At 39.4% G+C, this 14,855-nt stretch carries 16 protein-coding genes and 3 riboswitches; of the genes, 5 read left to right on the top strand and 11 right to left on the bottom strand.

Annotated elements, in window-relative coordinates; translation table 11 throughout:
* Positions 1-82 precede the first annotated feature (82 nt).
* The 7 genes from KI338_RS05955 to tenA form a co-directional block, all read right to left on the bottom strand.
* A complete protein-coding gene (locus KI338_RS05955) occupies positions 83-697 on the bottom strand; it encodes a LysE/ArgO family amino acid transporter (protein WP_212920096.1) in 615 nt (204 codons plus the stop codon).
* 12 nt (positions 698-709) lie between these two features.
* Positions 710-1,393 carry a GNAT family N-acetyltransferase gene (locus KI338_RS05950; RefSeq protein ID WP_212920095.1) on the bottom strand — a complete coding sequence of 228 codons (684 nt, stop codon included), beginning with the start codon at positions 1,391-1,393 and terminating at the stop codon, positions 710-712.
* A 17-nt stretch (positions 1,394-1,410) separates the two neighbouring features.
* On the bottom strand, positions 1,411-2,265 hold the full coding sequence (locus KI338_RS05945) for a carbon-nitrogen hydrolase family protein (RefSeq protein WP_212920094.1): 855 nt from the start codon (positions 2,263-2,265) through the stop codon (positions 1,411-1,413).
* A gap of 208 nt (positions 2,266-2,473) precedes the next feature.
* Positions 2,474-3,094, bottom strand: a complete 621-nt coding sequence (gene thiE / locus KI338_RS05940; RefSeq protein WP_212920093.1) for a thiamine phosphate synthase — start codon at positions 3,092-3,094, stop codon at positions 2,474-2,476.
* Positions 3,091-3,894 carry a hydroxyethylthiazole kinase gene (gene thiM / locus KI338_RS05935; protein WP_212920092.1) on the bottom strand — a complete coding sequence of 268 codons (804 nt, stop codon included), beginning with the start codon at positions 3,892-3,894 and terminating at the stop codon, positions 3,091-3,093. Before thiM ends, thiE begins: the two co-directional genes overlap by 4 nt.
* Complete coding sequence (gene thiD, locus KI338_RS05930; protein WP_212920091.1) at positions 3,891-4,718, bottom strand: bifunctional hydroxymethylpyrimidine kinase/phosphomethylpyrimidine kinase; 828 nt, start codon at positions 4,716-4,718, stop codon at positions 3,891-3,893. The genes thiM and thiD overlap by 4 nt, the downstream gene beginning before the upstream one ends.
* A gap of 55 nt (positions 4,719-4,773) precedes the next feature.
* On the bottom strand, positions 4,774-5,463 hold the full coding sequence (gene tenA / locus KI338_RS05925) for a thiaminase II (protein ID WP_212920090.1): 690 nt from the start codon (positions 5,461-5,463) through the stop codon (positions 4,774-4,776).
* Between the two features lie 128 nt (positions 5,464-5,591).
* Positions 5,592-5,680: riboswitch (TPP riboswitch) on the bottom strand.
* A gap of 104 nt (positions 5,681-5,784) precedes the next feature.
* Positions 5,785-5,891, bottom strand: a riboswitch (TPP riboswitch).
* 192 nt (positions 5,892-6,083) lie between these two features.
* On the opposite strand from tenA, the gene KI338_RS05920 reads away from it, so the two are divergent.
* Positions 6,084-7,472, top strand: a complete 1,389-nt coding sequence (locus KI338_RS05920; protein WP_212920089.1) for an APC family permease — start codon at positions 6,084-6,086, stop codon at positions 7,470-7,472.
* A 33-nt stretch (positions 7,473-7,505) separates the two neighbouring features.
* Here KI338_RS05920 and KI338_RS05915 read toward each other — a convergent pair whose 3' ends face one another.
* Positions 7,506-8,282, bottom strand: a complete 777-nt coding sequence (locus KI338_RS05915; RefSeq protein WP_212920088.1) for a tyrosine-protein phosphatase — start codon at positions 8,280-8,282, stop codon at positions 7,506-7,508.
* Positions 8,283-8,502: 220 nt separating this feature from the next.
* Here KI338_RS05915 and KI338_RS05910 point away from each other — a divergent pair, with 220 nt between their 5' ends.
* Positions 8,503-9,504, top strand: a complete 1,002-nt coding sequence (locus KI338_RS05910) for a LysM peptidoglycan-binding domain-containing protein (RefSeq protein ID WP_212920087.1) — start codon at positions 8,503-8,505, stop codon at positions 9,502-9,504.
* 71 nt (positions 9,505-9,575) lie between these two features.
* Here the strand turns inward: KI338_RS05910 and KI338_RS05905 are convergent, their stop codons facing one another.
* On the bottom strand, positions 9,576-10,130 hold the full coding sequence (locus KI338_RS05905; RefSeq protein ID WP_212920086.1) for an NADPH-dependent FMN reductase: 555 nt from the start codon (positions 10,128-10,130) through the stop codon (positions 9,576-9,578).
* A 203-nt stretch (positions 10,131-10,333) separates the two neighbouring features.
* Positions 10,334-10,511, top strand: a riboswitch (cobalamin riboswitch).
* Positions 10,512-10,704: 193 nt separating this feature from the next.
* Here KI338_RS05905 and KI338_RS05900 point away from each other — a divergent pair.
* Complete coding sequence (locus tag KI338_RS05900; protein ID WP_212920085.1) at positions 10,705-11,184, top strand: acyl-CoA thioesterase; 480 nt, start codon at positions 10,705-10,707, stop codon at positions 11,182-11,184.
* A gap of 180 nt (positions 11,185-11,364) precedes the next feature.
* Here KI338_RS05900 and KI338_RS05895 read toward each other — a convergent pair whose 3' ends face one another.
* Entirely contained in the window at positions 11,365-11,895 is a 531-nt protein-coding gene (locus KI338_RS05895; RefSeq protein WP_212920084.1) for an HD domain-containing protein, read from the bottom strand.
* A 110-nt stretch (positions 11,896-12,005) separates the two neighbouring features.
* Positions 12,006-12,581, bottom strand: coding sequence for a uracil-DNA glycosylase (locus KI338_RS05890; protein WP_212920083.1), 576 nt, complete (start codon positions 12,579-12,581; stop codon positions 12,006-12,008).
* A gap of 176 nt (positions 12,582-12,757) precedes the next feature.
* Here KI338_RS05890 and KI338_RS05885 point away from each other — a divergent pair, with 176 nt between their 5' ends.
* Positions 12,758-13,315 (top strand): cysteine hydrolase family protein, encoded by a 558-nt coding sequence (locus KI338_RS05885; protein WP_212920082.1) that lies wholly within the window; start codon positions 12,758-12,760, stop codon positions 13,313-13,315.
* A 62-nt stretch (positions 13,316-13,377) separates the two neighbouring features.
* Positions 13,378-14,823 carry a nicotinate phosphoribosyltransferase gene (locus KI338_RS05880; RefSeq protein WP_212920081.1) on the top strand — a complete coding sequence of 482 codons (1,446 nt, stop codon included), beginning with the start codon at positions 13,378-13,380 and terminating at the stop codon, positions 14,821-14,823.
* Positions 14,824-14,855 lie beyond the last annotated feature (32 nt).

Genomic DNA, 14,855 nt, shown 5'->3' with positions numbered 1-14,855 from the left:
ACCCTAAGTGATTGAACACTTCCTATTTATACTATTATCTCTTTCTCAAAAACTTAATTACTTATTATAACAAGGACTACCTTTAGCTAATACCATTCAAAAATTGATATCCAATATATACCGCCATCACCCAAATAATTACAGCAGACAACTGATTTAATCGCTTTAAAAATACGCCATTTTGATCATATCGACCAACTATTCTTCCCGTAAGTGCAAGTCCAATAAACCATAGCCAGGAGATCAGAATACATGCCAGTGCAAAAACCAGCTTCTCAAGCCCATCATAAACAAGTGAGCCTGTTCCAATTACACCAATTGTATCTAGAATTGCATGTGGGTTTAATAAAGATACAGATAGAGCAAATGTTATTTGGCGTTTCGTTGAAAATTGCTGGGTGTTCTTTTCCTTAACAGGGTTACTTTTCCACATAACCCATCCCATATAGAGCAAAAAGAAAAAGCCGGCAAAAAACAATACCTGTCTTAATCCTGCAAAACTAAGGACTACAACAGAAACCCCGCCAACTGCAAGGGCAATCAACATGGTATCACAGATTGCTGCCGTAATAACGGCGGGGAGAGCTTGAAAGAACCTTGAGTGTGTGGCACCCTGGTTGAAAACAAACACATTCTGTACCCCAAGGGGAAGGATTAAACCAAATGCTAGAATGACTCCATGTATAAAAGGTTCCATTGTTCCTCCCTCCTATATTTCTAGCAATCTCGTCATAAATGGATTTACCCATTCCATTAAGACTGCATGATGCAAGGATTGCTCATCCTCTAGATAGTTTTCAAGAATACGAATCGGGGTACGACCAGCATGCAATAAGAACGTAATAACTGGATCCTGTAATTGACCACGCAACACTTCCTCTAAATATTCCTGAGGAGTCAACCGATTTGCATGTCTATGAAAGCCAGGCATTCGTCCTCCTCCTACTAAACGTTCTAGCCCTAGCTGAACAACTACCTCATACATCGATTGCATGAGTAGCTTCCCCAGAGCCAGGTTACGATAGGCTGGACGAATGCAGATATCCACTACATAAAGTGTATTGCCATCTGGACTATGATTCCGAATATAGCCATCATCTGTCATCTCTTGCCATGTATGGGAGGATTCTTCCTTGTCAAAGTGAACGATTAGTCCCGTCATCGATCCTGCAAGTACGCCATTCACTTCTACACATAACGCGCCTTCCGGGAAAAGTGTCACATGGTTCTCTAGCTGTTCCATATTCCACCAGAGGTCAGAAGGAAATGGTGGTGGAAAGCTCTCCCGCTGAATTTGAATAAGCTCGTCGAAATCCTGCTGTGTATAATTTCTAACGACTACCGGAGCAAATCCTTGACCATTCTTTAAATAGACCTGCTTTCGATAAAGCATCAGGCTACAGCCCCTTCTTATTTACTAAGATCGGGATATAAGTCTAGACGTCTATCATTCCATGTTGTTACCGATCCTTTTTCTCGTACTTCATGTAAGAGTGAAAGATCTAAGTCCGCAGTGATTAGCATATCATGATTGAATTCGCCTTCCATCATGACACCATTTTTCGGAAATGGTATATCATTCGGTGTTATGATTGCTGCCTGTCCATAATTAGCACGCATAAAATCAACATTTCGTAATGCCCCTACTGTACCAGTAGTGACAACATACACTTGGTTTTCAATAGTTCTTGCATGACTCGTATAACGGACACGGTGAAATCCATGTAAATCATCTGTACAGGATGGGGCAAAGATAACGTCAGCTCCCATACCACGAACCTTACGCACTATCTCTGGGAACTCCATATCGTAACAGGTTAACAAAGCAATTTTTCCTTTATTTGTTTCAAAAACTCGAATGGAATCTCCAGGTGTAATATTCCAGTCATGTTTCTCCGTAGGTGTCATATGAAGCTTCGCTTGTTCCTCCACTCGTCCATCTGGATAGAAGAGAAATGCTGTATTATATAGATTATCTCCTTTTCTTACGACATGTGTTCCTCCAATAATATGCATGCCTGTTTCTTTGGCAAGTCCGGAAAATAATCCTATATATTGATCTGTAAAAGAAGGTAAGTCGTCAACTCGGCTTGTTGTACCTTCAGAGATTGATAGCAGCTGCGTTGTAAAAAACTCCGGGAAGAGGACAAATTCTGAATCATATTCTGAAGCAGTTCGAACATAGTGAGTAACCTGGGAAGCAAAATCACCAAAGCTATTTATCTTCTCTAAGTGGTATTGAACCGCTGATACACGTATTTTCATTGTTAAAGACTCCTTTTTGATTCATTCTACTAAGCTGTCTGTAAACCCTCGAGCAAGATAAATCAAGGGATTCACTGTCTATTTGTACTATATTTCATTACTTCATACAATACAACCATTATTTGTCCGCTAAAACATACTTTTTTCATTGCAAAAAAAGAAGTCTCCTGCGATTAGAAGAGACCTCCAATAGAATACACCTTAGAATTTATCGATTACGCATTCCTTCCATAAATGACCTTGCAGCATGATAAGGTTCATCTGCTTGCATAATCCCTGATACTACAGCGATACTCGTAATATCTAGTTGACTTAACGCTGCTAGGTTTTCAATTTTAATACCGCCAATTGCAACAATCGGAATAGTGACAGAATCAATAATTTGTTCAAGCATTCCTGGTGGGAGTACCTTCGCATCTTTCTTTGATTGTGTAGGGAATACTGCTCCTACCCCGATATAATCTGCCCCATGATGCTGAGCAGTCTTTGCTTGTTCCACGGTCGATACTGACACACCGACCAGCATAGAAGAAGGAACGAGACGTCGCACCGCTGCCAGTGGCAGGTCACTTTGCCCAATATGAACCCCATCCGCTTCCACAGCTAAGGCGATATCTACTCGATCATTGATGATGAGCGGAACGTCATAACGCCTTGTTAATTCTCTTAAACGAATCGCCTTCTGAAAAAATAGCTTACTAGAAGTACTTTTTTCCCTGAGCTGAACCATGGTGACTCCACCCTTGATTGCAGCCTCCACGATATGCAGCAGTCTGTCTTCTGGTACAGATTCTTCGGTTACCAAATATAATGTATAGTCTCGTTTCATTTTAATCGTGCCCCCGCTTCCCATTTTTCTCCACTCATATTCGTTATTTCATCCATCAGTTTTACACGAAATGTACCAAGACCCTCATGGCCTTCCAATTGTTCCCTGGCAAGCTCTCCAGCAAGACTCATAACGGACATACCTGCTACTGCAGCAAAAAACTGATTATCGATTGCTCCAGCAAAGCAGGCGATTAAGGATGCAGTCATGCAGCCTGTCCCTGTTACTCTACTCAGCAGAATATCCCCATTTTCAACCGTAACGATATCACTTCCATCAGATATTACATCTTCTTTTCCACTGATGACAGTAACAGCATGAAACTGTTGGGCTGCTTTTAAGACTAAGCTTTCTTTCGCAATAGATACCTCGCCAGCATCTACTCCACGAGTCTGTGCATCTCCACCGACTAAACTGAAAATTTCTGAAGCATTACCACGTACAATCGTGACTTTTACCTTTTTAATAAATTCACGCGCTAATTCGGTTCGAAAGCGGGTCGCACCTACACCAACAGGATCAAATATTACCGGGATCCCTTTTCGATTAGCGGATTGACCTGCTAGAATCATCGCCTGGTACATCGTATTATCAATGGTTCCAAAGTTAATTACTAATGCATCTGCTAGTTGGGCCATATCCGCAACCTCTTCGATTCCAGTTGCCATAACAGGTGAACCCCCAATAGCAAGCGTTACATTAGCACAATCATTAATGGTTACATTATTTGTTATATGGTGAATCAATGGCTGCTTCTCTCTCACCTTTGCAAATAATGGTATTATGTTCGTTTTGTTCATCGATTCGACACCTCTGATTCCATACCAAGATAACCAGCATTTTTATAGAGTTCATAAAAGTGGTTTGCTGGCCCATGTCCACTACCGAGGGAGAGACTGTATTGAATGGCAGTAGTGATATATTGCTTGCCTCTATGAATCGCCTCCTCGAGGCTCATTCCCTTTGCTAGATTTGCAGCTATTGCAGAGGATAGGGTACAACCAGTGCCATGGGTGTTTTTCGTTTCAATTCGCTTCCCTTTAATCCACAGAGTAGTTTCACTATCATAAAACAAATCATTTGGTTCCCCCTGCAAATGCCCACCTTTTAGGAGGACCGCTTTTGCACCAAGGCCAACGATTTGTTTACTCGCTGCAATCATATCTTCTTCTCCCTCAATTACCTGTCCCGTGAGAACCTCTGCCTCTGGAATGTTTGGTGTTACAATAGAAGCTAAAGGAATCAATTTCTCGATTAATGCTTCAATAGCCTCTTTTTGCAGGAGATGACTACCTCCCTTTGATACCATAACTGGGTCTAATACGATATGGAATGGTTTATATTTTTTCATATTTTCGGCAATCAACGCTACAGTAGCTGTTGAAGATAGCATTCCAATTTTCACAGCATCCACTGGAATATCCTCAAAAACAGCATCGATTTGATCCTTAATAATCGATAAATGGATATCTTGTACGGAACGAACCTCCATTGTGTTTTGCGCTGTTACTGCTGTTATGACAGACATGCCAAACACCCCATTAGCAGCAAATGTTTTTAAGTCTGCCTGGATGCCTGCACCTCCACCCGAATCCGATCCTGCTATGGTTAGCGCTGTATTCATCTAATGCTTCCCTCCTGTAAAATCTGTCGTTTAAACTGTCTAAATAGCAAGCTATTTAAATTGGCCAGTCTTGCTTGTAGTAGTTCATCTCCCAAAATAAGTACTCATATTTAGAAGTCATTTGAAAATGTTTTTCTAAAACAGCGAGCTCTCGTTCAGGCTTCCCTGCCGCTAACTCATCCATTAACTCGATTAACCATTTTGCCCCATCTGCAAATGTATCTGAGTTATATGTCTCTATCCACTTTGCATATGGATGGAGTGACAACCGATCACTATATTGCCTGCTTAATAATTTTCCAATCTCCCAGTAATCCCAAGCGCATGGCAACAGACAAGCAACCACCTCAGCAAGACTTCCATTTTGTGCTACATTCAACATATAGTTCGTGTATGCAATATTAACTGGTGTTGGTCTTGTTGCTTCTAGCTCTTCACTGCTGATACCGAATTCAGCCGCAAACTGTCGATGAAGCTCCATTTCAACATGTAATGTATCATGTAATACCTGTGCAAACCTGCCCATTGTTTCTAGATCTTGTGCTTTCAAAACACCTACGGAAAACAGCTTGGCATAATCGATTAAATACACATAGTCTTGCTTTAAATAATGGACGAACTTGTCTCGTTCCAATGTTCCTTTTCCAATTCCCTGTACAAATGGATGGTTATGATTCTTTTCCCATATCGGTTGAACATTAGCATACAACCGGTCTGTAAAGTTCGTTGTCGTCATGACTTTCATTCCCAATTCCTCCTTTAGGCTGATAGCTAGAAATAATCGTTGCCTAGTATTCCTCACCCGAAGATCCTTCTCCATCGAATAGAAAAGCCACCCCCTAATAAAGGAAGTGGCAGAATGAAATAATATAGATCATTATTCGCCTACTTCCCTCCGCTAGTTTTAACTAGTTCAGGTTCAAAGGGTTCTTCTCAGCTTTGCAGCGCCCCTAGTAGAATTTACTAATTATGAAATTACTGAATTGAATACAAACCACCCAGTGGGCAAAATAAAAACCCCCACTCAGACGGTCTGAAGTGAGGGTTGTAACGTTCCATAAACATTCAACCTAATAATCCACTTCCCTCCGCTAGTTTTAACTAGATCAGGTTCAAAGGGTCTAGAACCGAGGTTCAATCTCAGTCTTCGTGAAGACTCCCCTAGTGCAAACGATAGTTTCACTACTAGGTTATCATGTCTCAACATAATTGCAAGCCGTAACTGCTAATATGAGTAAAAAGTACCCTTATGTTCTACTTATGAAGCTTTCCACCCCATGCATAGGTAAAGATGACTTTTTTCATATTGCATTAACGTAGGATACGCATTACACTAAGAAATAAAAATATTAAAGAGGTTAGAGTGTGAATCGATTGAGAAAGAAAGACATCCATGAATTAATCCATCAGCAAAAAGGGACCCGACTTAGTCGAACGTTAGGGCCTTTTGATCTCATCATGCTAGGAGTAGGAGCAATTATTGGGACCGGTATTTTCATATTGCCGGGAACTGTTGCTGCATTACATGCTGGTCCTGGTATTATTTTTTCTTTTATTATTGCAGCAATTGTCTGCTCTTTTGCTGGAATGTGTTATTCCGAATTTGCTTCTTCCATACCAGTCACAGGTAGTGCCTATACGTATAGCTACACCGTGTTTGGTGAATTAGTTGCTTGGATTGTGGCATGGGCGCTAGTACTTGAGTACGGGCTTGCAGCCGCTTCTGTTGCGACTGGATGGTCAGCTTATTTTGTATCCTTATTAAAAGGATTGCATATTACCATTCCCCATGCGCTAACAGGTCCCTTCAATCCAGCAGAGGGAACATATCTTAACCTTCCAGCGATAGTTATCGTACTACTATTAGCTTATCTATTAACCTTTGGTATAAAGGAATCGAATCGTCTTAATAAGATAATGGTCTTAATTAAACTATCTGTAATTGTATTATTTATCGTTGTAGGTGCATTTTATGTTAAATATGATAATTGGCAACCATTATTGCCATTTGGTTGGGATGGCGTGTTTACAGGTGCAGCTCTTGTATTCTTTGCGTACTTAGGATTTGATGCTGTATCTTCAGCGGCAGAAGAGGTGAAAAATCCCCAAAAGACAATGCCTATTGGAATCATTGGTTCATTGTTTATTTGCACTAGTCTATATGTTGTCGTTTCTCTAGTATTAACAGGAATGGTATCCTATACGAAATTAAACGTTAGTGATCCAGTTAGTTTTGCTATGGGACTAGTCAATCAAAATTGGATTGCTGGATTTATTTCACTCGGGGCTATAGCTGGAATGATGACGGTTCTTCTTGTGTTTCTTTATGGAGGGACAAGACTACTTTTCGCTTTAGGACGTGACCGACTACTCCCAAAACGCATGAGTCAATTAAATGCGAAGGGGAACTCACCAGTCTTTAGTACTTGGATCTTTTCCTTTTTGATTGCCTTTTGTGCGGGTATCGTACCTTTAGCCAAGCTAACCGAAATGGCTAACATGGGGACATTGCTGGCATTTTCCATCATATCGCTTGGTGTGATCTTTTTACGAAAGGACCCTAATATTCCAGCTGGGGGATTTCATGTTCCGTTCTTTCCGGTCATTCCAATCGTATCCTTTTTGTTATGTCTATTCCTAATGACACAGTTATCAGCACATACATTAATTGCATCAGGAATCTGGTTTGTAATAGGCTTGTTAATTTATGGCTTATATGGCTGGAAAAATAGCTTGATGCATAAGAAAGGGTGAGCAAACCTTTATGGGCGCTCACCCTTTTTTAACTTACTTTTCTAATAAAGAATTTCTTAACTGATGAATTTCTTCTTTTTCTAATCCTACACCATTTATTAAATAGTTTTCCACATTTCCATATTTCTCTTCTATCTCATCAAAAAATGCACGTATATACGCAACACGAGCTTCGTACATCGCTATGACGACATCACGATCAATATGCTCTGGGAAAGCGTAACCGATTTTCTCAAAACTTTTTTCCATAATTTCTAGAGCATTATTCGTATATAAATAATCCTCCTCGATTAATTGACGTGAAACACCAAGTGCACTTAGAAGTAGTGCAGCAACAGCTCCAGTTCTATCCTTTCCCGCCATGCAGTGGAATAAAAGGGCTTTATCAGGTTCATCCAATAAAATCCTAAATATCTTTTCAAACGCTGCCGTTTTCCCCACCATTGCACGGTTCATATTCAGTAGCATTTCACCGGGTTTACTATTAATTAGCTTATCCTCAAATTTGATAATATCTCCAGCCTGCCTTACCGCAGCTTCATCATTCATCAGTGGAATATGAATCCATTTAATCCCATTGATTTCTGGATCTGGATGGTTCGTTATTTCATCCTGATCACGCAGGTCACAGATATGTTTAATTTCCAACCCCTGCAAGACTTCGATGCCTGTTGCTGTCAATAGGCTCAAATTTCCTGAACGAAAAAGCTTACCTCTTCTAACATGACGGCCATCCTCGGTTATCATTCCACCTACATCTCGAAAATTAAAACTACCTTCCAGCAAAATATCCTTTATTGCCTGTTCCAATTTCCTCTCCCCCATTTTATCTCTGTAGTCTTCACTGCTTCCTATTATAAAAATTATATCTTAATCCAATTAGAAGCGTATGTTCCAAACATATCATAGTGAGGAGAGTTTGGCTATTCCCCTTGGAATCCTTCCTAAGAATAAAAATCAAAATCCAAACGAGACTATAATAAAGCTCATTTAAAATAAATACCTAATTCAAGGAGCAAGGAGATTACGTATGAAGAAACATGTGATTGGTTCACTTTTAGTTCTATCCATTGTATTATTCTTACATTTATCATCCACTTCTCACGCTAGTTCAACCTCAAACCTATATGAAGTAAAGGGTGGTGATACATTACCTAAAATTGCTAAACAATTCAGTACCTCCACATACGAACTTAAAATCACAAATGGTCTCCAGTCTAACACCCTACTAGAGGGTCAGAAGCTAATCGTACCAGTGATCCATGAAGTTTCTCCTGGGGAAACCTTACAACAAATAGCGAAGGAATTTCACTCAACCGAGGAGATCATTCAACATGTGAATCGTCTTCCCTCTAAGCAATTACGTCCAGGGCAAATGCTAACAATTAAGTCAAAGCCATTGAACATGGAAGGACAGCATATTGTTATGACTAGAGAGGAATTTCAAGACTGGCTACTCAACCAAAAGTTCACAAGGGAAATCCATCTCATTCAACAGCATCATACATGGCGGCCTTCCTACAAGCATTTTCATGGTAATAATTATTTTCAAATATTAAACAGTATGCAGCAGCATCATATGAAAACAATGGGTTGGAGTAATATTGCCCAGAATATCACTACCTTCCCCGACGGAAAAATTGCTCTTTCTCGCCCTATTAATATCGCCCCTGAGGGAACCATTGGGCCAAAGGCTAATGAAAATGGAATTGCTATCGAGCACGTCGGAAACTTTGATCTTGGTCATGATGTTATGACTCAGGAACAAAGAGATACAATTATATTCGTAACGGCACTGCTAAGCTTAAAATTTTCCTTAGAACCATCTATTGATACAATCACCTATCATCATTGGTGGCACTACAAAACAAAGGAAAGGGTACTCGACAACGCAAAGGACAATGAGGTTAAATCCTGTCCTGGTACTAATTTTTTTGGAGGAAATTCAACAACTCATGCGAAGAATAACTTCTATCCTTTAGTGGAAAAGAAAATGGAAGAGCTACGGGATTTATTTCATAGAAATCAATAAAATTTTATGTACTAGCCCTACATGGATTAATGGCCAGATCCCTTAAACAGGAACTGGCCATTTCCTCTTCATTAATCCTCGAATCGCTTGATAAAGTCTACAAATTTCACTACAAACTTTTGTAAGAATTCAGCAGTGCCTTCATTAGTAATTGCTCCACTCTCATTCATTAGTGTTGCTACATTACCAATATATGCTTCAGGTTGCTGAAGTACTGGTACATTCACACAAGTTAGCATTTGGCGCAAATGATGGTTAGCTCCAAATCCACCGATCCCTCCTGGGGATTGGCTTATGATTGCTGCAGGCTTTCCACCCCATTTATTATCTGTCTTTGGACGAGAGGCTGTATCTAATGCATTTTTTAACACAGCTGGAATCGAACGATTATATTCTGGTGTTACAAATAAAAATGCATCACATTCCCCAATTTTTTGTCTGAACTCGTGTAGCACTTCTGGTGCATTATTCTCATCATCAAAATCCTGATTATAAAAAGGTAGATTACCGATTTCTATTAACTCTGTTTCAAATCCTTCTGGGAAATAGCCCATTACATTTTTAGCAAGCTTTTTAGAATATGATTCCTTTCGAAGGCTTCCTACTAGAACTCCAACTTTTGTCATCTCAATCATCCTTATTCTTGTATTCTGATACAAATTAAATTGTAGAAAAAACAAAATTATAAGTCAAAACATCAGTTTCTCTACTAACGCTAATAGTATCTCTTTCGTTATACGCTTTATGTATTCACGTTACATAATGCCCTAATATATTTGTCAAAATGACAGGTATTGATTATAGTTGTGATGTACGATAAAAGTTAAATAGTTTTACCGGTAAGATTGGTGTCATAATAGACTTAATAGGGAATCTGGTGAAAAACCAGAACTGTACCCGCAACTGTAAATGCTGACGAAATAATCAAAACCACTGTTTATGAACGGGAAGGGATTAGAGTAGGTTATAGCATAAGTCAGGAGACCTGCCAATAGTACATAGTAATATCTTCTTCGGGAGTTGGGGAGGTATAACGAGGGTAATGATGTTGGTAGCAGTTCAACCACCGCTATTTTTGCTCTTGTTTGTAAACCCATCTTATCGGATGGGTTTTTTTAGTATTGTGAATACTATCTACATTTCACGTCTCTCTCCTCTAACTAGAAGGCATATTGACAAAACAGGAAAAGAGGAAATAATATGACAGAAAAGTTATCGACGAATGTATCCAGAACAAATCAAACAAAGCTGGTACTGCCACCGGATACAAATCATTTAGGTACTATTTTCGGTGGGACCGTACTTGCTTATATTGATGAAATTGCCGCTATCACAGCGATGAAACATAGTAATCAGGTTGTTGTCACTGCCTCAATTGATACGGTTAACTTTCTTTCATCTGCTCGGGTTGGTGATATTCTGCACCTAGAAGGTGTTGTTATATCGACGGGGAGAACCTCCATGGAGGTGTTCGTAAAAGTAGAATGCCAAAACATTCAATCAGGAGAAAAGACGATTACAACAACAGCAATTCTTACGATGGTCGCTGTTGATCAAGATGGAAAGCCTACACCTGTCTGTGGGGTTATACCGGAAACCGAGGAGGAAAAGCGACTATTTTTGAGTGCTCCAACTAGAAGAAACAGGCGTCTACAAATAAGTGCAGAAAAGATGAAATAATTTATCAGCATGATTTTTTAGTGATGGTTATGAGGTGGGACACAAGTGTTCTTCAACACTAATTGATCGGTGCGAAAAACGCTTGGAAAACACATTACACGAAACAGTAAATGATCCGACCCTTCGAAATGATTGTTTCGTTATGTCCCATCCTCTATTAAAATTCCTTCCGTTCTCCCTTTAAGAACTTTTTCCATCATTTGAAATAGCGGCGTCTATTTTCTTATCTAGCTCTGCAATTAAATAAAGCTCTTTTTCCCTATCCATATTTCGATAATGATGCTTGTTTCCAGGTTCTTTGTCAGATTCATCTGCTAGATGTACAACTTTTTGAAGAGGGGTGAATTGGAATTCTCCTGTTGGGAGTGCAGAATCCGTGTGAAAAAGAATAGCATGGGCGATTTCTTTGGCAACATGCTTATCCTCTCCCAAACGTACGAGTAGCTTATGTGCACGTTCCGCTCCTTTTATCGGATGGATATCATACTCACGATAGAGTCGGTAATCCCATTTTCCTTCACTATACCATTCATAATGACCAATATCGTGTAGAAAACCTGCCTTTGCTGCTAAATCAGGATTAACACCATATTTTATTGCTAAGTCATATGCATGGTAGGCAACAGAAATTGCATGTGCCATTCCAGAGCGTCTTACATATTTTTGCGTTATCGGATGAAGGTAAATATTGGTTAAGGTTACTGCTCTCATAGATGTCCCCTCCTGACTGATAAAATTATCGATATATTACCATTTGAAGCGATAGAATGCAATTGAAAAAATCCAACCAAAGTAAAGGTAATCATAAAAATTTCACGGTACTAGTTTATTTCCCTAATCCGTGCTGCCACAAACTGCATATCTTCACGAAGTAATGGATATAAATTAGGTCGACGTCTAGCGGCAAGTGGATGATATGCAGCAGTTACAGTGTGTTCGCCCACTAGATGCGACTTACCTCTCAAACCTTTTACATCCAGTTCCGAATTGCGGAAAAAGGCCTGAACCGCAACATTACCAAGACAAACAATCAGCTTTGGATTTTGCTCAGCTAATTGCTCTAATAAATGCTGCATACAAATAGCTCGTGTCTTCTCTTTATCATAGGCTCGAACTGGTTGCCTTTTTAAGATATAGGTGACATAGAGTTGTTTTTTTGTTAATCCTGCTTCATGCATTGCTTGCTGTAAGGTTTGTCGCGTACCACATACCATAGGATTACCCTTTCGATCCTCACGTGCCCCTGGATTGTCCAGAATAATCATTATTGGAGCTTTCGGGTTGCCTTCACCCCAAATCATTCTTGACCCTTGTCGATATAAGCCACATTCTTGGCAGTCGGTTTGGCATGACGGGACAGGGTCCTCTGGCCAAACTTCTGGGCAAAACTCACTCATGAATTATCACACTCCTTAGGTTTAGATTGTCCCTTAGAAACAAATTCACCCAATAAAGAAATACTGATGTAGGATGTCTTTTTACAATGAATTTCTACGTGGATTATCGAGTATGAGGGATTTAGACAACTTTGATATAATAAAGAAAATAAATTGGTTTCAAGGGGTGTATAAAAGTGAGTAAAAAGTGTTTATTAAATGTTGATTATACGAATGATTTCATTGCTGAGGATGGAGCATTAACTTGCGGGAAGCCTGGACAAGCTATAGAAGAATATATTATAAGCCTAACCAAACAGTTTATTGATAACGGAGATGAGGTAGTTTTTGCAATTGATAAACATCTCGAGAATGACCCCTATCACCCGGAAGCAATGCTTTATCCCCCTCATAATATCGTCGGGACAAAAGGAAGAGAATTATATGGTGATTTACAAAATGTGTGGGAAGCTAATAAATCGAAATCGAATGTTCACTGGATGGACAAAACAAGATATTCCGCATTTGTAGGTACTAGTTTAGAGCTTTTCCTCCGTGAAAGAAAAATCTCTGAAATACATATTGTTGGCACATGTACTGACATCTGTGTCCTCCATACTGCGATTGATGCATATGGAAAAGGCTTTGACATTGTCATCCACGAAAATGGTGTTGCAAGCTTTAATCAAATTGGACACGAATGGGCATTGCAGCACTTTGTGAATACACTAAATGCAACCGTAGTTAAAAATTAAACGTAAGGTTCATGAAGTTAAGGAAAGAATGAATAATAACGACTCTTTTAGGAGGTACTCCAATGGAAAATACTGATGATAGCTTAACCCTCCATACAGATTTATATCAAATTAATATGGCTGAAACTTACTGGGCAGACAATATCCATGAGCGCAAGGCAGTATTTGATTTATATTTCCGAAAACTACCATTTGGAAATGGATATGCCGTATTTGCTGGTTTGGAAAGGGTAATAGAATTTGTAAAAAACTTCAAATTTAGTGATTCTGATATTCGTTATTTAGCTGAACAAGGATATCGTGAGGATTTTCTTGATTATTTAAGAACGGTACGCTTTACTGGTTCAATTAAGTCTATGCAAGAAGGAGAAATAGTGTTTGGTAATGAACCCCTTCTTCGTGTTGAGGCAGGTCTAGTAGAGGCACAGCTTATAGAGACGGCATTATTAAATATTATCAATTACCAAACACTAATTGCGACGAAAGCATCTCGTATTAAACAAATTGCCAAAAATCATATGTTAATGGAGTTTGGTACGAGAAGGGCCCAAGAAATGGATGCAGCCATTTGGGGAACTCGCGCTGCCTTTATAGGAGGGTTTCAAGCAACGAGTAATGTTCGTGCAGGAAAATTATTTGGTATCCCTATCGCTGGTACGCATGCCCATGCGATGGTACAAGCCTACCAAGATGAATACACTGCCTTTATGAAATACGCAGAACGCCATAAGAACTGTGTTTTCCTAGTGGACACGTATGATACATTAAAATCTGGGGTACCTAATGCGATACGAGTAGCAAAGGAGCTAGGTGACCGTATCAACTTTTTAGGTATTCGTTTAGATAGCGGTGACCTTGCATACCTTTCCAAAAAGGCAAGAAAGATGTTAGATGAAGCAGGTTTTACGGAGGCAAAAATATTCGCTTCAAACGACTTAGATGAACATACGATATTTAGTCTTCATTCCCAGGATGCTAAAATTGATGTCTATGGCGTGGGAACCAAGCTAATTACCGCTTTTGACCAGCCTGCCTTAGGTGCGGTATATAAATTAGTTGCCATTGAAAATGAACATGGTGAAATGGAAGATACGATAAAGATTTCTGGCAATCCAGAAAAAGTAACGACACCAGGGGTGAAAAAGGTTTATCGAATTATTAATACGACCAATCATCGTTCTGAAGGGGATTACATCACATTAGAGGATGAGGACCCGAGCAAGGAAAATAAAATAAAAATGTTCCATCCTGTTCATACCTATATCAGCAAGTTTGTAACTAAATTCCAAGCTGTTAACCTGCATCACGAAATTTTCCAGAATGGAAAATTAGTCTATGAGACTCCGAGCTTAGTGGAATTACAGGCATATGCTGAGAAGCAATTACAGCTATTATGGAATGAATATAAGCGTCCTATAAATCCGGAAGAATATCCCGTAGATTTAAGTATCAAAACCTGGGAAAATAAAATGAGAAAGATAGAAGAAGTTAGAAAGAAAATAAAATAGCACTTCCATAAAATTATTTATCAGTGGCATCG

It is taken from the genome of Ornithinibacillus bavariensis (genome assembly GCF_018333235.1).
Taxonomy (GTDB): domain Bacteria; phylum Bacillota; class Bacilli; order Bacillales; family Amphibacillaceae; genus Ornithinibacillus; species Ornithinibacillus bavariensis.
The sequence above is the reverse complement of the archived record's forward strand: the minus strand, read 5'-3'. Positions and strand labels throughout refer to the sequence as shown.